The following is a 22323-nucleotide window of genomic DNA, read 5'->3' as shown; positions in this document are numbered from 1 at the left end:
CTTCGTCATATAATTCTACTAAACCTTCACATGCGTTATTATTACCTGTAAATAGTGTACATTTAAAAGCTTTTTCAATTTTATAAAATCTTGCATTAATGTACGAATGTTATTAGAAGAAAGTTTTTTAAATTCGTTTAATTGCTCATATGCATTTGTTAAAAACGCTTGAGACAGATAACTTGGGTTGTTATTCTCTTGGGGCATATATTTATTACCTTGTTAAATTGGAGCTTAAGTAGAAGTTAACAAAAATTAAATCTACAATTTAAATTTAGTGATATTTTTGCTAAAAAAAAGTTCGGCAGTGGAAAAAGAGATTATTTTTTTGGACGGTAGTTGCAATATTATTCTGCCGGTATTATCGATATCTTTAAAAAGACCGGTTACTATATCATTTTGATATTTAACGCTAATATTTTCATATAACTTATAAGCATGTTCTAACCATTTTTTTCTAATAAAAGGAAAACCGTTATTATGCCAAATTTGATAATATTCTTCAAAATTTTCTATTAATATCTCAAGTAAAGCTTGCGGTTCTATAGGTGGTAGATTTTCGCTTATTAAGCTAGTAGTAGGCTGGTCGATATTATCAGGGTGATAGGTAATATTAATGCCGATACCGATAATAAGGTAATAATTATTTTCTACTTTAACAGATTCAAGAAGTATACCGGCAATTTTCCGACTGTTAATTAATACATCATTGGGCCATTTTAGTTGTATAATGTTATTTTCGTTCCTTATGTCATTCCCGCGAAAGCGGGAATGACATAGAGCACTATGGGAGTGACATAAAGAGGTTATACTATCATAAACGCTAAGTGCCATAACAAAAGATAATTGCGGCAATAATTCTAGCTCTTTATCAGGCTTTATTAGTAAACTTACATGTAAGTTACCTGACCTAGACTGCCAGTTTTTGCCGCTTCTACCGCGTCCATTAGTTTGAGATTTGGCAAGTACTGCATAGTTTGAATCAACTTTAGCATTCTGAGCCATTTTCATAGCCTCAGAGTTTGTACTGTCTAGCTTGTCAAAAACAATTAGTTTAAATTTACCGATCTTCATTTTTTTTAGTAGCCGTCATTGCGAGGAAAGGCGAACTTTGTTGCATGGCTTGAAAAACCCGCTCGATGTCATTCCCGCTTTCGCAGGAATGACATAAAAACACCTAACTCGCCCCCTACTGACATGACTTGTAGCTACACTATGTTTGCTTTGAATTTTTGGTGCTTCGCTTTTACTCTTAGTTATAAAGCTTTCTAAATCTTGTTTAGTAAATTTAAACTTAGCAATATTTTCATCAAAGGTTTTAGTTTTATCAAATCTTACATCTTTATTTTTATCTATTCCAAGTACCTCAATGAAACTATCTTTTATTTTACTTGAAGCAGCAGTATCATTTAAGGTATACAATAAAGCGTTCAATGAGTTTGTATCGGCTTTTAGTGTATTATTACGACTAGTTGCAGCAATAATTACATATTCTTTAAGCTTTTCATTTAATTCTTTTTCGTTTAATGCTCCGGTTTTACAAAATGATAATAACATCTTTGCTTTATCATCATGATTTTCAATAACTCCTTCTTGCCATTTAGAAGTATTATTTTCTTTTGACTGAATAAACATTTCTAACAATTTAGTGCCAGATGTTTTATGTAGATTTTTATTATCATAAACTTCATAAACATTTAGTAGAAATTTTTGATGGTCAAATATTTTATCTGCTTCTTTGCCAAGGTCATGATTATTCAAATGTTCTCTAGTTTTACAATATCCTTTAATATGCAAATAATTAGAATATTTTTGTGCATCTTTGAAATCCAAAGTATCTATTCCGGCAGTATCTAAAACAGCAGTGTTTAAAGCATTTTCACGTAACTGTTCATTAGTTGCTCTTAGAGTTTTCAGTATATTTAAAATTTCCTCCTACTTTTGCAAGTGTCTTAAATAATATATCAGCTAAAAACTTTACGGTATCACTTGGGCTTTCAAATTTTTTTGCACTATATATAGCAATATTTGCATCAGTTTCCATACCCGTACGTACCAAAAGCCATAGCTAGAGTTCTACCTTGTTTTTTAGCTAAGGTAATCTCCTCCATATTATCAGTTATTGCTTTTGTATCAAATTCCAGTTCATTGCCTTTAAAATATTTTGTCGGTATATTATCTCTATATCTGCCGTCTATATATTTTTTACTGTCAATTTCTACCGGCTTAAAAACAAGCGGTATAGAAGCAGAAGCACAGCAAGCTAAAGTAATTTCAACATTTGGCGTATCAAAACTATTGAAAATAGTTAGTTCACTTGTCTCTTGCTGAGTTGCCATAATTACTAAATCTTTATACTGCACTGGATTGTATTTTCGCAGTAACGCTATATCCTTAAAATATATTTTACCGTCTTTTTGGTTGTATCTTTCTCTTAATTCATCAAGAGCTTTATCATCTTTAACATTTACTATATCTGATCTCTGTAAAAAATTTCCTGTATTATTCTTTAATAACAAGTTCTAATAGGGCATATAAAGGTTTACCGTCTTTATTTAACTGTATTATATCCGCAGAAAATCCTTTTTTTCCAAGTAAAGTTTGCAGATTTGTATTTTTAGAAATTTCTTCAAATCGCTCAGGCGGGTGTCCCAAGAGCTACCACTGTGGCAGTTATAGCACCAGCGGAAGAACCTGCTACCGTTCTTGACATTATCTAAAATACCAGCTTTTTTGCTGTCTCATAAGCTCCGGAATATATTGCTCCCTTAGCTCCTCCTCCACTAAAAGCTATATATTCGATAGGAGCTTTCTGTGCTTGCTCTAACTCCTGCAATGTTTTTGTTTGATTGCTAGAAGATTGTTGAATTTTTTTAGGTCTTTTAACTCCTCTAATATATAATTGCTCATTAAACTCCAGGAGTTTGTGACTCTTGCTTCAGATTATTAATAATAGGATGTTTTCTTACCTTTATATCAGCCATAGTTTTATTTTATTAAGTTATCTTCTACAAACTTCCAGTTGATCATATGCTTAATAAATATGTCAACATAATCAGGTCGTTTGTTACGATAATCAATATAATAAGCATGTTCCCATACATCACATGCAAGAAGCGGCTTCATATCGTGTGCTATAGGTGTACCGGCATTAGCGGTTTTTATAATTTGTAACCTATTATCGTGATATATAAGCCATGCCCAGCCGCTACCGAATTGCCCTACTGCCTCTTGCTTAAACTGTTCGCAAAACTCTTCAAAACTACCGAAATCTTTATTAATTTGTTCTAATATTTTACCGCTTGGCTTACCTCCGCCCTGTGGCTTTATTGAATGCCAAAAAAAGGTATGATTCCATATTTGGGCTGCGTTATTAAAAATAGCCGCATTTGAGTTTTGTGATGACCATTCTATTATTTCTTCTAAATCTTTTTTTTGTAATTCTTCTTTATCTTTGAGTAAATTGTTTAGATTTTGTACATAAGTATTATGATGCTTACCATGATGATAATCAAAAGTCTCGAGAGTAAAATGTGGTTTAAAACTTTCTTTCTCATAAGGTAAATCAGGTAAGATAAAAGGATATGAGGTTTGATTAGATTTGTTGCAATAGGTCATGTTATTTTCTCCTATGTTGGTTTTTATATATTTATAGCGAGAATCAATACGTCATTGCGAGGAAAAATTGAAAATTTTGACGAAGCAATCTCAGGAGTCCTACTTTATGAGATTGCCACGCTCCTTGCAGTTGCTTGCAATGACGATTTAGTATCCACGCAGGCATGACATCATAGTAACTTATAAAAATCGGAAGCTAAATAAAGCGATCCGGTTATTATAATATTTGCTTTATTATCGCCGTTTATCTTCTTTATATCACTAATCGCTTCTTCGAGTGAGTCGCTTTCGCTAAAATCAATACCACTCTTTCTGCCTTCCAAATGTATTGTTTCTGCACTATGGCTTAGCGGTTCGGATAAAACTTTAACGCTGTAACCTTTAATTGTCAAATCCTTAAAGTAAGAGCAAAATTCCTCAATATTCCTATTTTTAGTCATACCGAGTATTAAATATATCGATGATTTTAAATTATCACGTATCCAATTTGCCAAAACTTGAGCTCCGCTATTATTGTGAGCTACGTCTATCCAAATTTGAACATTATCACATATTAATTTAGAATATTTTTTCGGTTCTATTTTTTCGATTCTAGCAGGCCAAATAGTATTTTGTAATCCTTTAGCAATAACCTCATTACTAATATTAAATTGTTTGTTAATAAGGCTTATTAAGGCAATAACGCTTGCAGCATTTATTAATTGATGATCACCAAGTAGCGAAGGAGTAGGAAACTCATAGGTAAAATTTTGTGATGAATAAATAAATCCGTTGTCCGTCTTTTTAATACCGAAATCATATTCATAACAGAAACTCGGTACTTCTAACTCTTCAGCCTTGGCAAATAATGTTTCATAAACTTCCAAAACTTGCATACTTATAACGCAAGGAACGCAAGACTTCATAATACCAGCTTTCTCAACTGCTATTAGGGGTAATGTATTACCCAGCATATGCATATGATCATATGAAATAGGTGTAATTAAAGTAATTAACGGTTGTTCTACTATATTTGTTGCGTCTAACCGACCGCCTAGTCCCGTCTCTAAAATTAATATATCGGCTTTTGTTTTCTCAAATGCTAGAAACGCTGCTGCCGTAGTACCTTCAAAGAAGCTAGGTTCAATATTAAATTTTTCGCTTGCTACCCTCACCTGCTCACAAACCTGCCATAATTCATTATCCGAGATTTTCTCACCTGCTACTACGATTCGTTCATTAAATTCTAATAAATGAGGAGATGTATAGCAATGTACCTTATAACCGGCAAGCGTAAAGATGCTTTTAAGCATAGCACTACTTGAACCTTTACCGTTTGTACCTGCTATATGTATGACGGGAGGAAGCCTTAAATGAGAGTTACCTAAGGCTCTTAAAAGTCTTGCTATATTTTCAAGATCATATTTAATGTTATTTTTCCAGGTCGGCACCGGAAAATGCGGCATTAGCATTGTTATTTATTTTTTTCATGAATGATAGAGTTATACCATATTTGTTGTCAACTTAAAGATCGATGCCATTCCTGCAAAGGTGGTGTTTTTGCATGGCTCGAAAAACCTACTCGATGTCATTCCCGCGTAAGCGGGAATCCAGGGTAAAGCGAGATAAATCAAGCTTTTAGAAAGCTTAAAAGTAGCGGATTCCCGCTTGCGCGGGAATGACATCGAAACTTTAGATCAACTGTTTTTAGGCAATACTGAAGTTCATCGAGTTTTTGGTTTTACTGCATTGATAAGTCCAATTAATAATACTGATTTAATTATTCCCGGTATTATAAAAGGTAATACGCCGCCGTAAAAGGCACCGCTTGCTCCTAAGAGTGTAGAGAGCCACATCCAGCCTAAGCTCATAATAATTATATTACCGATCAAACATAAAGATATCTGATTTAACCATTGATTAGAAGTAAAAATTTTATCTTTTAAGCTCGCCATAACATATACGGCAATTACAAAACCTGCTAGATATCCTCCGGTAGGACCGAATAATATTCGTAAACCGCTTGAAAATTCTCCGAACACAGGGATTCCCATTGCTCCAAGAGTTATGAAAGATAATATTGTTAAAGGTGCGGTAGTCTTATTATATGTAAGTCCGATGAATATCACTGCAACGGTTTGCAATGAAATAAATATAGGCTTTATAGGTATTACTATTTGTGAACAAATAGTAAGTAATGCCACTCCTAAAACTATTTCTATTGCTTGCCTTGTGGTTAACGGTAGTGAGATTGAATTAAGTTGCATAAAATTACCGCATGATTTATTTTTAAGTAATTACACTAAATAGAATTATATAATGTCCTTGTCAAGAATATAAAAATGAAAATAAAAATTTATAATGATCTAGGAGTTTCAAAAGAAAGTATTAAGCATTGCGTGCATACCTTAAGACTTTATGCTCCAAAGTATAACGTAGATTATATTACTGCACAAGAAATTATAGACGAAAAGTGGGTTCAAAACACCTTATTACTTATTTTACTCGGTGGAAGAGATTTATACTATGTACAAAAATTGCAAGGCAAAGGAAATGCTAATATAAAGAATTATATTAAAAACGGTGGTAATTTTCTTGGGATATGTGCAGGCAGTTACTACAGCGGTAACTATGTAGAATTCGCTAAAGGAACAAATATAGAGGTTATAAGTAAAAGAGAATTAAAGATTTTCAATGGAACGGTTAGAGGACCATTGCTTGCTCCTTATTGTTACAACTCACATAAAGGAGCAAGAGCCGCTTATTTAAAAATAAATCCAACACTTAATTTAAATATTAAGGATTGTTATGCTTTTTATAATGGCGGTGGATATTTTATTGATGCAGAAAATACCAAAGATACTGAAATAATAGCAAGTTATGAGGATTCTCAGGCTGCAATAATAAAATGTACTTACGGCGACGGGACAGCTATTTTAAGTGGAGTGCATCTTGAATATGAGCCTGCACTCATAAAAAATCAATCTCTTAATAATATTCATAAAATACTAAAAGCTCATGATACGGAAAGAATCAAATTATTAAATTATATATTAGACTTCTTCGGAAACACGCTTATAGAGAGGAATTTGTAGGAAACACGCAGCACAACAGAACCGCAGCGTACGTAGAAGTACGTGAGAGGATGCGAGCAGCGAATTGACTCACAAATTACCTCTAGAAGTAGAGTTTCCGAAGAAGTCTATTCAAAAATCTAAATCTGTATAATAGTTTGGAGGGGTAAAGCCAGGGATTCTATCTTGTAGTAATAACCTAAAAGCCGGTCTTGATTTAATTAGTGAATACCAATGTTTGATAAGCGTCCATTTATCCCAATAAATCTCACCGAAATAATCGAGTACCGATAAGTGACAACTTGCGGCAATATCGGCAATAGTTAGTGACTCCGATACAAGATAACTTCTTTTTTCTAGTAAAGAAGTTATATATTCTAAGTGATAATTTAAATTATTTTTTGCAACACGTAAAAACTCGGTTCGTGGGCTGCTCATTTTAGCAATTGATCTTATAACTTTTTCATCGATAATAATCTTAGTAACTTCACGATAAAATTTATCGTTAAACCAAAAGAATAATCGTCTAATTTCGCAACAAATATCAATATCTTCATCTAAAAAATTAAAATTCGGATATTTGCTATTAAGATATTCAACAAAAGGATAAATACCTACCACAAATAAACCGTATGATTCTGCTAAAATAGGTAAAGTTCCGGCAGGATTTATTTTTAAGAAATCTTTATTGAATTGCCAATAATCTTCTTTAATCGTAGTAAATTCTATATCTAATTCTTTTAAGAAGACACGGGCTTGTCTTGAAAGAGGACAAATAGGATTATGATATAACTTTTTCATTAAATTGTGTTACAGTCCTAGTCATTCCGCGACTTGATCGCAGGATCTATCAATATTTGTTAAGCTATGTTCTAAGCTTCCGCGATCAAGTCGCGGGATGACAATAAGGTCTATAAGCCGGATTCTGTATGAATATCAATTCATTGCAGTTATTTATCTAGGATAAACGTTACCGTTTACCTCAAGCGATCTACCCGCATTACAAGCCGGTTAGAGATAACCCGGGAACTTGATAAGTTCTGTAACGCCTATTTGATCTTGCTCTTGGTGGGGTTTACCATGCGTAATTTGTTACCAACTTACCGGTACGCTCTTACCGTACCTTTTCACCCTTACCAAAAATACTCGATCAACTGCAAAAATTGGCTGCGTCATTTCACAAGTACTACAGTACTCACGTATTAAGTATACGCTCCGTTCCTCGTCTTGTGAACTCCTAGCTCTTTTTGAAGTTGATCTTCGTATTCATACTTGGCGGTGTATTTTCTGTGGTACTGTCCCTAAAGTAATAATACTCTGCCGGAGGTTAACCGGCACCATACCTCTATAGAGTCCGGACTTTCCTCGTGATCTATAGCTTTGCTATATTATCACGCAACTGCACGACCATTTAGAATTATGGTCAATTTTCTTAAATTAGTCAATAACATTTAGAATAAGTTCAATTAACTTATTAGGTTCTGTGAAGGTTTCTAATTGATTTGCTATTTTGAGATATTTTTTAGCGAAAATTAATAAGATTTTTTTTGAAAATTTGACTTTTGTACACAGAATATAATTAAATTAATAAGTATAATAACAAAAAATTTCAACTATTTTATTAAAGATATTCTTAATTTAACGTTGCCACTATTTTTTTCATACTGTATAAATATGTATTTAATGCTCCTAAACACATAAATTGTTAGCAAATTTTGATATATGATATGAAAAAATTAATTTATTATTTTGGCAGTAATGGTAGTGATGGAAACGCTAGCATGAAAAATATACTTGGTAACAAAGGTGCTGGTCTTGCCGAAATGTCCAACCTCAAACTACCTATTCCTGATGGTTTTACAATAACTACAGAGCTATGTAATTATTTTTATACCCACAATAATAACTTTCCTAAAAACTTTCAAAGCGACTTAAAAAAAGCTATCACTGAACTTGAAATAATTACCGGTAAAATTTTCGGCAGTACAAGCAATCCTTTATTGTTATCGGTGCGTTCGGGCTCTACGGTTTCAATGCCTGGAATGATGGATACTATCCTTAATCTTGGAATGAATAACGAAGTGTGTAATGCTCTTGCGGATTCCTGCGGTGATAAACGATTTGCTCTTGATAGTTACAAAAGATTTTTAGAAATGTACGGTTCAACGGTATTATCTATACCTAGTGATCTATTTGAACAAATTTACGAAAAGCACAAGATGCAAGCCGATATTCATAAAGATAGCGATATTACTGTAGAATTATTAGAAAAAATTATTGATGATTTCAAACGGTTGCATATTAAGTATACTAAGCAACTGATTAATGATCCTTATGAACAGTTAGAATCGGCAATTAAAGCGGTGCTACATTCTTGGATGAGTAATAGAGCGGTTATATATAGAAAAATCAATAATATTTCGGAGGATTTCGGTACGGCTATTAATATCCAAGCAATGGTGTTCGGTAATTTAGGTAAAACTTCAGCTACGGGAGTTGCTTGTACTAGATCACCTTCTACAGGAGAAAAAAAGCTCTTTGGAGAGTTTTTAATAAATGCTCAAGGTGAAGACATAGTATCGGGAACTAGAACACCTATGCCTATTATTGCAAATGATTCAAATTCTATGCAAGCAATGATGCCAGAAGTGTTTAAGGAGTTATCACAAATTGCACAAAAGCTTGAAGAACATTACTTAGATATGCAGGATATAGAATTCACTATAGAAAATAATAAGCTATATATTTTGCAAACACGTACTGCAAAAAGAACAGCCATTGCTGCTATTAATATTGCCGTACAAATGGTAGAAGAAAAGCTTATTTCTAAAGAACAGGCCTTAATGCGAATCGATCCGGAATCATTAAATCAATTATTACATACAAGAATTGATTACAGTAAGGGGCTTACTTCTATTGCTGAGGGGCTACCTGCTTCTCCTGGGGCTGCAACAGGTATTGCAGTATTCTCACCTTATGATGCCGAAAAATTATCTCATCATCATAAAGTAATTTTAGTACGCCATGATACTAGTCCTGAGGATATTAACGGAATGCATGTTTCTTCAGGTATTTTAACTATTAGAGGGGGAATGACTTCACATGCTGCAGTTGTGGCAAGAGGTATGGGGAAGCCTTGTGTTTGTGGCACAAGTAATTTATCTATAGATGAGAAAAAGCAAATATTAACAGCAGGCGACATAGTTATTAAACAAGGTGATATTATAACGATTGACGGAGGTAGCGGTAAAATCTTCTTAGGTGAAATGCCGTTAATTCAACCTACTTTCAGTGAAGAATCAAAATTAATTTTAGATTGGGCAGACGAGATTAGTAGCTTAAAAGTTCGTGCAAATGCTGAAACAGTTAACGATGCTTTAGTATCTGTAAAGTTTGGAGCTCAAGGTATAGGTTTATGTCGTAGCGAACATATGTTTTTTGATAAAAATAAAATTCCTTTAGTAAGAGACATGATTATTGCTCCTGATATAGAACGGAGAAAGCTTGCCGTGCAGAAATTATTACCTCTGCAAACTGAGGATTTTAAAGCTTTATTCAGAGTAATGAAAGATAAACCGGTAAATATTAGATTACTTGATCCGCCGTTACATGAGTTTTTACCTACCACCGAAGAAGATAAAAAGAATTTGGCCAATAGCTTAAATCTACCTTTATCCATGATTAATCAACGTCTTCATGCTATGCATGAAGTAAATCCTATGCTCGGTCACCGTGGATGTAGACTTGGTATATGTTCGCCGGAAATTTACCAAATGCAAATTGAAGCAATTTTTACAGCTATTTTTGAGCTACATAAAAAAGAACATATAGAATGTAACTTAGAATTAATGATCCCTTTAATTAGCAATGTAGGTGAAATACAAAAGCTTAAAATGGATATTTATGCGGTAATAGAGGAATTAGAGCAACGTTATAGATATAAGTTTTCCTTTACGCTCGGTACTATGATAGAACTACCCAGGGCAGCACTCGGCAGTAAGAAAATAGCTAAGGAAGTTGACTATTTTAGTTTTGGTACTAATGATTTAACTCAGACTACATATGGAATTTCTAGAGATGATATTGCCTCTTTTCTTCCATATTATTTAGAAGAAAAGATTTTTGAATCCGATCCATTTACTACTCTCGATGAAGAAGGAGTAGGAGAATTAATTGAAATTGCTATAAAACGCGGAAAAAGCAGTAATGCTAATTTGAAACTCGGAGCTTGCGGAGAACATGCAGGGAACCCTGCCTCTATAGAATTTTTTCATAGAATGAATTTAAACTATGTTTCTTGTTCTCCATACCGTATCCCTATAGCAAGAATCGCCGCAGCACAAGCTAAAATTAAACACGGGTGATAAAGGCGTTGTTGCGAGCGGGTATTGGATACCTATAGTACCGGACATTTTCGTTCTATATCATTTCCGCGTGGCCTTGTTGCGTGAATCAATTTCACCTCTGTCATTCCGTGGTTAAGCCACGGGGTGACACAGTGGGTTTTACCGGTTCACGCAATGACCAAAAAATTATTTACAAATTAATATGATCATAATACCAATATTAAGCATTTTTGGGTTTTCATCTTTTTTTGCCAAATATTTCAAAACAAAATTGACTTTCGCTATTCCCATAACAATCAGCATATTAGTACCGATTTTATATTGTTTTGCTATGTTAAAGCTATTACCGGCTGCAACATATATATATTATTTCATCGGTATATTTTTAGCTTTCATGTCATTCCTGCATTTTATAGGCGTTGTTGTAGGGGGTGGCTCCGCTCCTGTCATCCCGCGACTTGATCGCGGGATCCAGTTAAAAATGTTTAGTATTTTTAAGTTATATTTTTGGATATCGTGGTCAAGTCACGGTATGACACCGCACGCATTTCTTGATCTACGCAATAATACCTCCTTCATGTCATTTCTGTGGAAGCAGGAATCTAGAAAAAATATAATTGAAATCATTGTATTTACTTTATTGATTCTTTTGTTTTTTCTTTATACCAGAGATGCATCGCTGCATTCTTATGATGATTTCTCACATTGGGGAATATTTACTAAAGAATTGTTATATTTCGGTGTTTTTGAAAATCAGTCTTCGTTAACTTCCATTATTACTACTCATGCCCATTATCCAAGAGGAGCTGCCGTTTATCATTATTTTATGCTGCTACTTTCAGGTTATTCGGACGGTAACGTATTATTTGCTCATTTCTTATTACATTTAGCATTTCTAGCTCCTTTAGCCGCAAATAAGAAATTGTGGCAAACCGGAATGTTGTTTTCACTTTTACTTTGCGACGTAGTATTATATACGACCGGAATTCGTTCAATATATAACGATAGTACTATTGGCTTAATGTTCGGAGCTATTTTTGCAATTTATATCCTTGCGGAAGACAAGAAAAAAGCATTATTACTTATTTTACCTATTACGATATTACTTGCCTCTTTCCGAGAAATTGGAACATGGCTTGCTAGTTTTGCTTCGATAATTCTTATAGCTCATTATACAATTTTTTATAAAAAGCCTAAAAAATCAAGTGATTATATTACGTATCTGATTTTACTTACTTTACCTATTTTGTGTAATTTTATTTGGATGAGTTATTTTAAAAACACCCATGATTTTTTTGACAGATGCGAACATAGTTTTAGCAATTTAGTATATATTGCTGAAAATTTTAATGAACAGCATAGATCATTATTACTAAATTACGGTAAATTTCTCTTGTTATTCTTATTAAAAGAAGGAAGTTTAGTTGTATATACTATTTGTATAGCTGCATGGTACGGAATTCGTAAATATAAACCGGATTTGCTGAAAGAATATAAATTTTTCCTGATAAGTACGTTTGCGTGTTTTATAATTTTTGCTTTGTGGCGGTTATATTTATATTTCTTTAACTTTAGTTATGAAGAGGCAATTAGAGGGGCATCATTACTTAGATATCTTGGATGTTATGTTATAGCTATCGGAATGATTGCAGCTTCGTATGTTAAAAATAGTATTTTCTTACACAAGCAAAGTAATAAAGAGTTATTTATATTCCTTCTGCTTCTTGCTGTTTCTACGTTTTCCGTAGTAAAAAATATACTAAGAATCAAACACTTAAACTTAGAACAAAAGAATTTTATCCAGCAAACAACAGAAGTTAAAAAGCTATTGGAGCAAGGCAATAAAATTGAATTTAACTTTAGCGGTAAGAAAGATAATTTACAATGTTATATATTAAATTATAATCTAGTACCGTATTTAGGTAAGAAATCCTTACAAGAATGCATAAAAGCTTCTAAAGAAGCGATTATAGAAACAAAGGAAGAAGCGGTATACGCTCCTTTTAAATAGCGTTGAGGATTTTGTTGCACAGCTCCTATGTCATTCCTGTGTGGCCTTGTTGTGTAGATATTACCCCATCATTGCGAGCAGTTGTAGTACTTGCGTGGCAATCTCATAAAATAATAACAGATTTCTGAGATTGCTTCATCAATTGCTATGCAATTTCCGTAGCTCAGATGGGAAAGCTGATTCACGCAACAACATCACGCGAGAATAACATAAAACCAATATAGATTTTAACAATTATGGATATAAAATATAATTTAGCTGCCGCTTACCGAATAATGGCGTATTTATCGCTGGATGATCATACTTATACGCATCTATCCGCAAGACCTAAAAATGCCGTTTTTTACTATATTTATCCTTTTGGACTAAGATTTGAAGAAGTAACTACAGAGAATCTTTTAAAAGTTAGTTTAGACGGACAAATTTTAGAAGGAGAAGAATATCAATATAATAAAACCGGTTACTTTATTCATGGTAGTATTTATAAAACACGCCCTGATATTTCTGCTATTTTTCATTATCATACTCCTGCAGCTATTGCCGTTTCTGCTTTAAAATGCGGGCTTTTACCGATCAGTCAATGGGCATTACATTTTTACGACAGAATATCATATCATAATTATAATTCTCTAGTACTAGATGCCGACAAACAGAGTAGTAGACTTGTTACTGACCTTAAACAGAATTATGTGATGTTACTTCGTAATCACGGTGCTATTACTTGCGGAAAAACTATTCATGAAGCTATGTTTTATACTTACCATTTAGAACAAGCTTGTAAAACGCAATGCCTACTAAATTCTACAAAAGAACAAGAGCTTATAATCCCTTCCGTAGAAATATGTAAGCAGACGGTAAAAGACTTATTATCGTTTGAAGAAGATTTAGGCAAACGTGACTGGGCAGCTTGGCTACGACTTGTGAAGATGTGATCACAATACTACGACCCCAACGGCTTTACTTGCTTGTTTTAAGGATTTATCAAGTGTTGCTATTGGTAACCCACAGCGTAATACTAGCTCTAAATAGTTAGCATCATAAAGTGTTAATCCATATTGTACGGCTAAATCCATTGTCTCAAACCATATATGTTCCAATGTTATTTGATCAATTTTGATGTAAAGATCCTTTAAAGTATAAATTGCTTGGTGACGTTGATTTGAAGTAAGACGTTTTGCACGCTCTGCACATAATAATACATTTCCAATCTCAAGTCCCCAAATAGCAGGGACAATTGCTCCTTCTGTTATGGTTTTATCTAGTATACCCAAGCTTGCTACTTCATCAGGCATAAGCCATGATAAAGCAATTGAAGAATCTAAAACAAAAGAGAGCATTTTTTACTTCTTACCCTCATTTTTGTAATTTAGCCATACTTCTAAATCCGATGGTTGTAAATTAATGTCTTTTGCAAGTTTTCGAAGTCTAAGAGCTGCAATCTTTGCTATTTCAATATTATTATGAGAATCAATAGGAACAATTTTTGCAGCAGCTTTTCCTCTTTTAGTAATTAAAATTTCTTCACCTTTACTAACTCGGTCTAATAATTTAGAAAAATGGGTTTTAGCATCAAAGGCTGTAATTGTGTTTTTTATATAATGAACTAGTTAATTAACTAGTCAGTTATAACATATTTTAAATTTAAATGTCAAAAACTTTAATAGACATCTTTCCAAACACTTATAGAGAGGAATTTAAAGGAGACACGAAAGCACTTGTCACCGCAGCGTACAAACTAGTACGTGAGGATACGAGTCTAGGCTTGATGTATAAATTACCTCTAGAAGCAGCGAAGTTTGAGAAAATGTCTAATGCCTACAACCGCTACCGTGAATATGTGGAGGATGGAGTTTGATATGCTTTAGCATCTTTTTAAGTAGTGTATCACGCTTAAGTTTTGATAAATAATCTAAGAAAGTTTTGCCGTTTAAATAATCTATTTCATGCTGAATTACAGTTGCTAAAAAGCCTTCTGCTGCTAGTTCTTGCTTATTACCGTTATAATCAAGATATTTTACCTTGATTGCTTTTGATCGTGTAATAGATGCTTCAATGCCTGGAAACGATAAAGAACCCTCAATAAAAGTTTGTTTTTCTTCTGAAAAATAAGTTATGTTCGGATTAATAAAAACTATAGGCGATGATTTATTATTTTCATGTAGGTCAACTACCGCTATACGCTTTAATATTCCTACCATATTAGCACCCAATCCCACTGCCCTTTCTATATGTAAATTCTGAAGCATTTTATCGACAATAGTACGAATATTATCATCAACAATGTCTATATATTCTGCTTGTTTTTTAAAAATATCGTTTGGTGCATAAACTATTTGATAGTAAGGTTTATCTTGATTCATTAATATACTCCGATAAATGAAGAGTTATTTTTGCATTGCTAAATAAAGATAGATATCGTTATTGCGAGTGAGCATTGTTGCGTATACCGGTTTTCCCGTCATTACAAGGAAATTACAAAGTAATTGACGAAGCAATCCAGTAAAAAATTCTAATTTACAGAATTTTTTAATTATTTTCTAGATTGCCACGCAGCCTACGGCTGCTCACAATGATGACTCAGTGTCCATGCAACAACGCCTCCTTGCAATGGTGTAGCTTTTTCAAACCATCAATATTTATTTAGCAATGCCATTATTTCATTACGATAGCTGATAATATATTCTGATTATAAGGTTCTTGCAAATGATATGAGCGTCTTTTACTTGGATATTTTAACGGATTTGTGTAAGTATCTTCAGCAATATTTTTTATATCTTTGACGCCTGCTTCTTTAAGTTTTAACTCTACAAAAGCCGGTAAATCAAACATATAATGGTTTTCTTTTATAGAGTTTATAAAAAACTGTTTATTGTTAATATCCTTACTTAAGAAAGCTTTATAATATTCATCATCAACTTCATATGAACTTTGAGCTATAGCAGGACCTATCACTGCTATTAAATTCTTTGCTCCTTTTTCTGTTATTTTAGTAACTATATTGCTAATAATATTATTTATACTTCCTTTCCAGCCTGCATGTGCCGCTCCGATTATTTTACCGTCGCCGCTTGCAAGTAATACCGGTACACAATCTGCTGATTGTACCGCTAATATTAAATTTTTCTTAGTTGTAATGCTGCCATCTGCTTCAGGTACGGCAATTATGGACTCATCAGCATTAACAATTTGATTGCCATGTACTTGGTTTAAAATTAAAATATCTTGTGCTTTAAAATAAGTAGTAATAGATTTTTTGTTTTCAACTATTTCTGTTTCATTTATAGAGTTATTTTTTTTTATATATCTATGACTAGAATTATTGAATGTTTTATCAAAAATTTTATAATAAACTGATCCGTTTATTAATCCTTCCATGAAAATATCCCATATTAATTATAATAGTTTTATTAATACTTTATCCGGTCGTTTACAAAAAAATAAACAGCTAGAAAAAATAATAGCACAATTTCATCAAGACTATAACCTAATCCCTATTATTGGCGTAGAAATAGAGTTTTATTTAAGTCACAATATTGATATAGCTAAATTTGAAATACTTTCAAGAAAATACTTAGCTAGATTTAAAATTGCTAAAATAAAAAAAGAAAAAGGCAATAACCAATTTGAAATAGATCTTCCCCCTTCTGTAAACTTAATACAATATATAAAAAATATATTAGAGGTTAAAACTATTTTAACAAAAATGGCACAGCAGTTAAACGGTTATATAGATTTTTCGCCTAAGCCGTTTTTGGATGATTATGGTAATAGTATGCATTTTCATATTAATTTTAATTCCGAGTTCAATGATTATTATATAATTTTAGCAGCACAAGGGCTATGTCACTATATGTTAGACACCCTACTCGTTTTTATGCCTACTACTCTAGATTATGCACGGATAAATAAAAAATTTATGGCTCCTACGCATATATCGTACGGTGGAAATAATAGAAGCGTAGCCGTACGAACTCCAAATGCTTTTCCCAAACGTTTAGAACATCGCTTATCTTCCCCCGAAACCGATCCATATATAGCAATTTTTACTATTTTAAAGTCAATATTGTTGGCTTTAAAATCTCCAAGTTCGCTCCAAACAATAGAAAAAATTTACGGGAATGCTTTCGATCCACAATATAATTTAACTCCATTACCGACATCATCTCAGGCGAGCTTTATGTTATTTAAACCGGATTTTTTTAAATAATTTGTATTTTGTTCACAAAACCTAAAAACTAAACAATAATTGTTTTTTACAACTAAAATAAAGATTGATATAAAATATTAAATATAAAACTGCCGAAATTGTTTCAATTAAGTATTTTATTTTTCTGATGAAGTGCTTTAAGCTGCACTTCACTCTATATTTTCATAATTTTTCATTAGATAATTAAATTCCGCACCATAGATAAATATCATATTTATAATATAGAAGAATATTAATGTAACTATTATACTACCAAGTGAACCATACATTAGATTTAATTGATTATAGTAGACTATATAAGTTGAAAGTAAATAGCCGCTTATTATCCATAATATCACAGTTAATAAAGCCCCTGGAAATACATCAATAAAATTTAGTTTTACATTAGGTAATATATAATACAAAGATGAGGCACCTAAAAATAATAAAATTAAAATTAAAAAATATCTTATAAAATTTAAAATGATCTTATATTTTTCAATGGTCTCTAATATTATCGGAATTTTTGTAAATAATATTGGAATCACCACTAAAAGAAACATAGTAAAGGTAATCAAGGCACTAATTATAAGAAACTGTATAATACTAAGTAATCTTCTTCTTATATAAGGGGGTGGAGATTTTATTTGATATACACGATTTAAAATAGTCCTTAAACATTCTACAAAAGAAGAAGCAGTCCAAATACTGCCTACTATGGCAAGATTCATTAAACTTTGAGGAGGAGCACTTAGTAATTCGCGTATTCTTTTTTCTATTGATTCCGTTGCTTGTTCCGGAAGACTCTCTAGAAAAATTTGTATAAAATTTTGACCAAGTTCTGAAGCTCCTAAAAAGCTTGTTAAAGCTAATAAGAATACTAGGAAAGGGAAAATAGATAAAAGTATCATGAATGACATATATCCCGAATGTTCGACACCATCATCTTCTATTGTTCTAAATAAGGCTACGTAAAGACAATTAAAAATTTTTCTCATTATAAAAGCTAAGTTGTTATTATTAATTTTATATTTAATCTTAAATAAGTTCGCTGTAAATAATTAATTTATAATTAAAATGAAACTATACTTTATCCTTGATTTGAAATATTAATATAGAAATGAAATTTTTTCCTTGCATTAATTTTATATTTTTCTATAATGCACCAAAATTTTATTTTTTATAAATTGTTAATTTATGCTTCAGTAAATAAGTTTTTAAAACATAAGGTATTCATATTTTACAAATAATTTTAAAGTTCTTATGATATTTTTATTTGATAAGAAATAATTTTATTCTTTAATAATTATTTACCAAATGATTACAAAAAACTTAAAAAATGTTATTTTATAGTTGCTTATAATATTAATTTATGGTATTATTTCTACTTACACTTGGATAAGTTTAACGGTATTAAATTATTAATAACCACATGTTTTATAATAATATAGGATAATATCATTTTTGTTCAAAGAAAATTTTTAAATATAGATGTAATTAGTAGTAACCAAGGAGAGGATAATGGGTAGAAAAAACGATATTATACAAAAAATCGATAGTTTTATCGGCAAGAAAATTTATTCTTTAAGACTCGCTAAGGGGTTGTCTCGTCAACAACTGGCTGAAGTAATTGATGTTACGCATCAACAATTACAAAAATACGAAAAAGCAATTAATAGAATTTCTGTAGGAAGGCTAGTACTAATCGCAGAAGCTTTAGATAGGAATATTGATTATTTCTTTGAAGGTTTAGAAGAAGCTAATAAACCGCAGCCCGTACATACTCAACATCAACGTATGTGCATTGAAGTTTCAAGAAATTTTATGAAAATTAATAGCACGGAAGAACAACAAGCCGTTAATAATTTAGTAAAATGTTTAGCTGGAAAGAAAAACTAAAAACTAATGCATAATGGCAAGCTGCCATCCTGATTACGTTGTGATATAATTTATGTCATCCCGCAGAAGCGGGAATAACATTGCTTGCCTTGATAATATACAGAATACAAATCTTGATCAGCGTTGTGGAGGGGAAGACTCTCTTTTAATAGGTGTTGATTTATTTAAATTTTCCGACTGAATGATATCTCTTGCATTCATTAATGCTCCCATAATTTTTATATTCCCTTTGATATTAACTCTATCTCTTCCTACTACCATTTTAGCTTTTTCAATATCTGGATTATCTTTACTTATAGGTTTTAATTTAGACTTTCCTGATACTACCCTTACATCTTCCGTTTTAAAACTAGGGTTTTCAATTGCTTCTGCTCGTTTTTGTTCTTGTAATAACTTATCTATAGTTTGTAAACGTACCTCTTTAGATAAAGTTTTATCATCAATTAAATTAGTTTTAATGAAACTTTGCTGTTCTTCAGTAGAAGATTTAGTACCAAATGCCTTTACCAGCTCATCTACTTTTTTTATTGATTCCTCTTTTTTTTCTTCAAGAGTTTTAAGGTTACCATTTGGAGAAAGCATAGAACGCAAATTATTGACTTTCTCAACTGCAAGCTTAGAGATATTATTTAATATACTAGAAGTTTCTTGTACAATTCTTTCTTCTGCCGACACTACCGGTTCTTTAGATTTTTCTAATGCTTCTATAACAGGATTAACAGCGTTAATTACTTCTCGAGCTTTGTTATATATATCATCGTGAGGCTTGTGTTCTTCTATATTCTGTCCTTTTAATCCTTCAGTTAAATTTTGAGTGTCTCTATCTAAAGCTGCCTCACTCGCTGTATCTTTAGCTTTTTTAAGTGCCTCTTTCTCAGAGTCATTACTATTACTATTATCGATCCCGCTAGAAACTGCCTTAGTTATTTCAGGACCTCCTTTGCCTTCATAAATACCGTCTACTAACCCTTTAGTCATTAGCTCTCTATCAGGTAAATTGGTCTGACTTTCTGCAATACCTTTTTCCGCTGATGCCATAATAAGTGCTTTATTAGGTAAGGATAAAGAGGTATCACTATGAGTAGCTATAGTCTCGCCTACCCCTTTAATAATCGCTGCTTTGTCTTGAGCTTCAAGCGAGCTTCCTGCAACTGTGTTAGTAATTTCTTGAATTATTTCGCCTTTGACTTCTGCTGTAGCCGGACCATCTAAAACATTAGACATAATGGCTTGTATGTTTGTTGTTTTTAATTCAGTATTACTTAGAGGATCAAACAAAATATCATTTACTTTTTTTATTGTATCTTTTTTAGTTTGTTCTGCCGTAATCTTATCTAAATGCTGCTGCATCAATTGTTGTTGTGCCGGACTGAGAACTTGGGCTTCTACACCTTTCTTTAATACAGAACCTAATAATTTTTGTTTTTCCGCATTGCTTAATTCAGATACATTAACCTTATCACCTACTGCTATAAGCATTGTCCCTTTATCTTCAGTATAAAGGTTACTTTTTATTACAACATCCTTAATACCGTCAATTGTTGCAGCTCTACTTGCATCATCTTTAAGACTTAAACCGACATCTACTGCCTTTTCTAACATCTGTTGTTTTTGCTTTGGCTCAAGATTCTCTGAATTTAAAACAATAGCTACTGTAGCTTCAAGCATTTTTGATTTTTCTAGGTTTGGGGTATTCTGATCATTTTTTATGATTTCTAATACTGCATTGACTCCAGCTACTTTTGCATCCGGTTTGAGGTTTTTATTATTGACCGTATTTTCAGCTAAAGCAATGATATTAGCCTGCTTTTCAACAATATCACTTTTCTCATTATTAAGAATTGCCGTGGCTGCTTCTTTAATTAAATCAATTTGTTTATTGCTATCAATTTCTTTTGTTAAACCTGCATTTACATAATTTAATAAATCTTGCATGCTGCCTGATAAAGCCGTAGCTGTATTAAGAAGATTTGGATTCACTTGTTGCGACTGTGGCATTTGTGAAGTCTCAGGTTGCAGTGGTTGGTTAGTAGGAGTAATTGGCGGTACTTGTTGTTTATGCTGAGGTGGTTCAACCGATGAACTTGTTGTTTGCTGTGGAGTTATTAGCGGTTGTTCCTTACTTTGTCCTTGTCCTATTATAATATCTTCAGCTTGCGATAAATCAACGCTCTGTCCTTGGTTTAGTTCTACCTCCTTCATCATGTCTTTATATTTACCGCGTGTTACCGCAAGTGTATAAATTTCTCCACCATGCTCTATATAAGCTATTGCGTCATCTCCGGTTCCGGCAAATTTTAAAGGTTTTGGTGAGCTTATTTCTTTAAGTTGAGGTTTACCGTTTGGTCCTTCTTCGTAGTGGGCAGTGAAATATACGGCTTTATCTTTGGAGGGCTTTGTGCCATCAGCTTTTAATGCTACCATCGATAAATGCATTGACCCATCGGCTTTATCAAGTTTTATAGGAAAATCTATTTCCCTATATGAGCTGATCTGAACCTGAGTACCGTCTTGTTTAGCTAAAGTAAAAGGCTTAGTTTTAACAGTTGTTTCATTTAAGGTACAGAGTTCATCACCTGCATCATTTTTAACTACTGTTGCTCTAAGATCGCTTGCACTTACGTGATTTTCCCACTGTACCGGTTTAAATCCACCAGGGTATCCACTAGCGGCGCTAAATGTATTATGCACATTTTTATAGCCGGCTATTTCTATTGATTCTAATTTCTTTTTAAGTTCAGGATTTTCTAAAGCCTTATCAATAAATTCTCTATTAGCCGGATTACCGAAAAAAGTACTTAATGTTTTATCTTTTTCTTTTTCCTCTTCTATTTCTTTTCTTTTTTGTTCAGCTAAATCACGGTCTGTAAGGGCTGCCAGGTCTTTTAATATTTGTTCTATTAAATTATCTTTTTGCGGTTGTATAATTGTTTCTCTTACAGCCTTGGTTATTGGGTCTGATGTCTGACTAGGAGAGATATTGCCCGATAAAACACTCATTGAAGGGGTAGATTGAGCAAAAGATGCAGAAGTAACGATAAAACCATCGTCAGCTTCTAGTGCTGGGGTTGTAGTTTGAGATAAAAATTCTTTTTGTTCTTGTTCTAATGTTTGCTTTTGTTCTTCTGTATATTCCTTATTTGCTAAAGGATCAAATTCACTTGTATCTAGGTTACCGTCTTTACTCATAAAACCTCTTATTTAACCAAA

22 protein-coding genes, 1 other RNA gene and 2 pseudogenes are annotated in these 22323 nt (G+C 32.5%); 7 read left to right on the top strand and 18 right to left on the bottom strand.

All coding sequences use genetic code 11. The annotated features are described in order from the left end of the window. Positions 1 to 261: 261 nt before the first annotated feature. The 8 genes from ACSFFC_RS06135 to ACSFFC_RS06100 all read right to left on the bottom strand — a co-directional run bounded on the left by ACSFFC_RS06135 (position 262) and on the right by ACSFFC_RS06100 (position 5864). Entirely contained in the window at positions 262 to 1074 is an 813-nt protein-coding gene (locus ACSFFC_RS06135; RefSeq protein ID WP_014410733.1) for a biotin--[acetyl-CoA-carboxylase] ligase, read from the bottom strand. Between the two features lie 15 nt (positions 1075 to 1089). After that, the gene (locus ACSFFC_RS06130) at positions 1090 to 1833 is read right to left on the bottom strand and encodes a hypothetical protein (protein ID WP_041472211.1); all 744 of its coding nucleotides are present in this window, start codon (positions 1831 to 1833) and stop codon (positions 1090 to 1092) included. 61 nt (positions 1834 to 1894) lie between these two features. Continuing rightward, positions 1895 to 2044 (bottom strand): hypothetical protein, encoded by a 150-nt coding sequence (locus ACSFFC_RS06125; protein WP_269208346.1) that lies wholly within the window; start codon positions 2042 to 2044, stop codon positions 1895 to 1897. Beyond that, complete coding sequence (locus ACSFFC_RS06120) at positions 2034 to 2519, bottom strand: patatin-like phospholipase family protein (RefSeq protein WP_041471869.1); 486 nt, start codon at positions 2517 to 2519, stop codon at positions 2034 to 2036. The genes ACSFFC_RS06125 and ACSFFC_RS06120 overlap by 11 nt, the downstream gene beginning before the upstream one ends. Then, positions 2503 to 2655, bottom strand: coding sequence for a hypothetical protein (locus ACSFFC_RS06115; protein ID WP_004995624.1), 153 nt, complete (start codon positions 2653 to 2655; stop codon positions 2503 to 2505). The genes ACSFFC_RS06120 and ACSFFC_RS06115 overlap by 17 nt, the downstream gene beginning before the upstream one ends. A gap of 333 nt (positions 2656 to 2988) precedes the next feature. After that, entirely contained in the window at positions 2989 to 3618 is a 630-nt protein-coding gene (locus ACSFFC_RS06110; protein ID WP_014410732.1) for a superoxide dismutase, read from the bottom strand. Between the two features lie 170 nt (positions 3619 to 3788). Then, positions 3789 to 5069, bottom strand: coding sequence for a folylpolyglutamate synthase/dihydrofolate synthase family protein (locus ACSFFC_RS06105; RefSeq protein ID WP_014410731.1), 1281 nt, complete (start codon positions 5067 to 5069; stop codon positions 3789 to 3791). Positions 5070 to 5321: 252 nt separating this feature from the next. Continuing rightward, complete coding sequence (locus ACSFFC_RS06100) at positions 5322 to 5864, bottom strand: biotin transporter BioY (protein ID WP_014120825.1); 543 nt, start codon at positions 5862 to 5864, stop codon at positions 5322 to 5324. A gap of 75 nt (positions 5865 to 5939) precedes the next feature. Between ACSFFC_RS06100 and ACSFFC_RS06095 the strand changes: the two genes are divergently transcribed. Both ACSFFC_RS06095 and ACSFFC_RS06090 read left to right on the top strand, forming a co-directional pair. Then, the gene (locus ACSFFC_RS06095) at positions 5940 to 6692 is read left to right on the top strand and encodes a BPL-N domain-containing protein (RefSeq protein WP_004995637.1); all 753 of its coding nucleotides are present in this window, start codon (positions 5940 to 5942) and stop codon (positions 6690 to 6692) included. Continuing rightward, a pseudogene (locus ACSFFC_RS06090) lies at positions 6635 to 6816 on the top strand (palindromic element RPE1 domain-containing protein); the annotation flags it as partial. The gene ACSFFC_RS06095 and the pseudogene ACSFFC_RS06090, both read left to right, overlap by 58 nt. Here ACSFFC_RS06090 and ACSFFC_RS06085 read toward each other — a convergent pair. Next, positions 6804 to 7472 (bottom strand): glutathione S-transferase family protein, encoded by a 669-nt coding sequence (locus ACSFFC_RS06085; RefSeq protein WP_010977394.1) that lies wholly within the window; start codon positions 7470 to 7472, stop codon positions 6804 to 6806. The pseudogene ACSFFC_RS06090 and the gene ACSFFC_RS06085 overlap by 13 nt on opposite strands. 97 nt (positions 7473 to 7569) lie before the next feature. Next, positions 7570 to 8086: RNase P RNA component class A (gene rnpB, locus ACSFFC_RS06080), an RNA gene on the bottom strand. Between the two features lie 312 nt (positions 8087 to 8398). Between rnpB and ppdK the strand changes: the two genes are divergently transcribed. Further along, positions 8399 to 11035, top strand: a complete 2637-nt coding sequence (gene ppdK / locus ACSFFC_RS06075; protein WP_014410730.1) for a pyruvate, phosphate dikinase — start codon at positions 8399 to 8401, stop codon at positions 11033 to 11035. 168 nt (positions 11036 to 11203) lie between these two features. Here ppdK and ACSFFC_RS06070 read toward each other — a convergent pair whose 3' ends face one another. Further along, a complete protein-coding gene (locus tag ACSFFC_RS06070) occupies positions 11204 to 11320 on the bottom strand; it encodes a hypothetical protein (protein ID WP_014273508.1) in 117 nt (38 codons plus the stop codon). 28 nt (positions 11321 to 11348) lie between these two features. Here ACSFFC_RS06070 and ACSFFC_RS06065 point away from each other — a divergent pair, with 28 nt between their 5' ends. Beyond that, positions 11349 to 13028 carry a hypothetical protein gene (locus ACSFFC_RS06065; protein ID WP_331270831.1) on the top strand — a complete coding sequence of 560 codons (1680 nt, stop codon included), beginning with the start codon at positions 11349 to 11351 and terminating at the stop codon, positions 13026 to 13028. 236 nt (positions 13029 to 13264) lie between these two features. Further along, a complete protein-coding gene (locus ACSFFC_RS06060) occupies positions 13265 to 13960 on the top strand; it encodes a class II aldolase/adducin family protein (RefSeq protein WP_010977301.1) in 696 nt (231 codons plus the stop codon). Here ACSFFC_RS06060 and ACSFFC_RS06055 read toward each other — a convergent pair whose 3' ends face one another. From ACSFFC_RS06055 to pgeF, 5 genes and pseudogenes are all read right to left on the bottom strand, one after another. After that, positions 13961 to 14365 (bottom strand): type II toxin-antitoxin system VapC family toxin, encoded by a 405-nt coding sequence (locus ACSFFC_RS06055; RefSeq protein ID WP_014410728.1) that lies wholly within the window; start codon positions 14363 to 14365, stop codon positions 13961 to 13963. A 3-nt stretch (positions 14366 to 14368) separates the two neighbouring features. Continuing rightward, complete coding sequence (locus tag ACSFFC_RS06050) at positions 14369 to 14623, bottom strand: type II toxin-antitoxin system Phd/YefM family antitoxin (RefSeq protein ID WP_081497812.1); 255 nt, start codon at positions 14621 to 14623, stop codon at positions 14369 to 14371. Between the two features lie 213 nt (positions 14624 to 14836). Beyond that, entirely contained in the window at positions 14837 to 15388 is a 552-nt protein-coding gene (gene def, locus ACSFFC_RS06045) for a peptide deformylase (RefSeq protein WP_004995657.1), read from the bottom strand. Positions 15389 to 15496: 108 nt separating this feature from the next. After that, positions 15497 to 15609, bottom strand: a pseudogene (locus ACSFFC_RS06040) (lytic transglycosylase domain-containing protein); the annotation flags it as partial. Between the two features lie 71 nt (positions 15610 to 15680). Then, on the bottom strand, positions 15681 to 16403 hold the full coding sequence (gene pgeF / locus ACSFFC_RS06035; protein WP_004995662.1) for a peptidoglycan editing factor PgeF: 723 nt from the start codon (positions 16401 to 16403) through the stop codon (positions 15681 to 15683). Between pgeF and ACSFFC_RS06030 the strand changes: the two genes are divergently transcribed. Beyond that, positions 16402 to 17235: a type I glutamate--ammonia ligase gene (locus tag ACSFFC_RS06030; protein WP_014410727.1), complete on the top strand. Its 834-nt coding sequence runs from the start codon at positions 16402 to 16404 to the stop codon at positions 17233 to 17235. The two genes, pgeF and ACSFFC_RS06030, sit on opposite strands and share 2 nt — an antisense overlap. Positions 17236 to 17384: 149 nt before the next feature. On the opposite strand, the gene ACSFFC_RS06025 is transcribed toward ACSFFC_RS06030, so the two are convergent. After that, a complete protein-coding gene (locus ACSFFC_RS06025; protein ID WP_010977294.1) occupies positions 17385 to 18212 on the bottom strand; it encodes a YihY/virulence factor BrkB family protein in 828 nt (275 codons plus the stop codon). 523 nt (positions 18213 to 18735) lie between these two features. On the opposite strand from ACSFFC_RS06025, the gene ACSFFC_RS06020 reads away from it, so the two are divergent. Further along, the gene (locus tag ACSFFC_RS06020; RefSeq protein ID WP_010977292.1) at positions 18736 to 19113 is read left to right on the top strand and encodes a helix-turn-helix domain-containing protein; all 378 of its coding nucleotides are present in this window, start codon (positions 18736 to 18738) and stop codon (positions 19111 to 19113) included. 117 nt (positions 19114 to 19230) lie between these two features. Here the strand turns inward: ACSFFC_RS06020 and ACSFFC_RS06015 are convergent, their stop codons facing one another. After that, the gene (locus tag ACSFFC_RS06015) at positions 19231 to 22302 is read right to left on the bottom strand and encodes a Sca4 family spreading effector (RefSeq protein WP_014410726.1); all 3072 of its coding nucleotides are present in this window, start codon (positions 22300 to 22302) and stop codon (positions 19231 to 19233) included. Positions 22303 to 22323 lie beyond the last annotated feature (21 nt).

The sequence above is a fragment of the Rickettsia parkeri genome, from assembly GCF_051427245.1.
Classification (GTDB): Bacteria; Pseudomonadota; Alphaproteobacteria; order Rickettsiales; family Rickettsiaceae; genus Rickettsia; species Rickettsia rickettsii.
This window is presented reverse-complemented; position numbering and strand designations above follow the sequence as displayed.

Bases quoted from the DNA above. Each gene is read 5' to 3' on its own strand.
- ACSFFC_RS06135 (WP_014410733.1), bottom strand. From the start codon at position 1,074: ATGAAGATCGGTAAATTTAAACTAATTGTTTTTGACAAGCTAGACAGT.
- ACSFFC_RS06125 (WP_269208346.1), bottom strand. From the start codon at position 2,044: ATGGAAACTGATGCAAATATTGCTATATATAGTGCAAAAAAATTTGAA.
- ACSFFC_RS06110 (WP_014410732.1), bottom strand. From the start codon at position 3,618: ATGACCTATTGCAACAAATCTAATCAAACCTCATATCCTTTTATCTTA.
- ACSFFC_RS06105 (WP_014410731.1), bottom strand. From the start codon at position 5,069: ATGCTAATGCCGCATTTTCCGGTGCCGACCTGGAAAAATAACATTAAA.
- ACSFFC_RS06100 (WP_014120825.1), bottom strand. From the start codon at position 5,864: ATGCAACTTAATTCAATCTCACTACCGTTAACCACAAGGCAAGCAATA.
- ACSFFC_RS06095 (WP_004995637.1), top strand. From the start codon at position 5,940: ATGAAAATAAAAATTTATAATGATCTAGGAGTTTCAAAAGAAAGTATT.
- ACSFFC_RS06085 (WP_010977394.1), bottom strand. From the start codon at position 7,472: ATGAAAAAGTTATATCATAATCCTATTTGTCCTCTTTCAAGACAAGCC.
- ppdK (WP_014410730.1), top strand. From the start codon at position 8,399: ATGAAAAAATTAATTTATTATTTTGGCAGTAATGGTAGTGATGGAAAC.
- ACSFFC_RS06070 (WP_014273508.1), bottom strand. From the start codon at position 11,320: ATGCTGATTGTTATGGGAATAGCGAAAGTCAATTTTGTTTTGAAATAT.
- ACSFFC_RS06065 (WP_331270831.1), top strand. From the start codon at position 11,349: ATGTTAAAGCTATTACCGGCTGCAACATATATATATTATTTCATCGGT.
- ACSFFC_RS06060 (WP_010977301.1), top strand. From the start codon at position 13,265: ATGGATATAAAATATAATTTAGCTGCCGCTTACCGAATAATGGCGTAT.
- ACSFFC_RS06055 (WP_014410728.1), bottom strand. From the start codon at position 14,365: ATGCTCTCTTTTGTTTTAGATTCTTCAATTGCTTTATCATGGCTTATG.
- def (WP_004995657.1), bottom strand. From the start codon at position 15,388: ATGAATCAAGATAAACCTTACTATCAAATAGTTTATGCACCAAACGAT.
- ACSFFC_RS06030 (WP_014410727.1), top strand. From the start codon at position 16,402: ATGAAAATATCCCATATTAATTATAATAGTTTTATTAATACTTTATCC.
- pgeF (WP_004995662.1), bottom strand. From the start codon at position 16,403: ATGGAAGGATTAATAAACGGATCAGTTTATTATAAAATTTTTGATAAA.
- ACSFFC_RS06025 (WP_010977294.1), bottom strand. From the start codon at position 18,212: ATGAGAAAAATTTTTAATTGTCTTTACGTAGCCTTATTTAGAACAATA.
- ACSFFC_RS06020 (WP_010977292.1), top strand. From the start codon at position 18,736: ATGGGTAGAAAAAACGATATTATACAAAAAATCGATAGTTTTATCGGC.
- ACSFFC_RS06015 (WP_014410726.1), bottom strand. From the start codon at position 22,302: ATGAGTAAAGACGGTAACCTAGATACAAGTGAATTTGATCCTTTAGCA.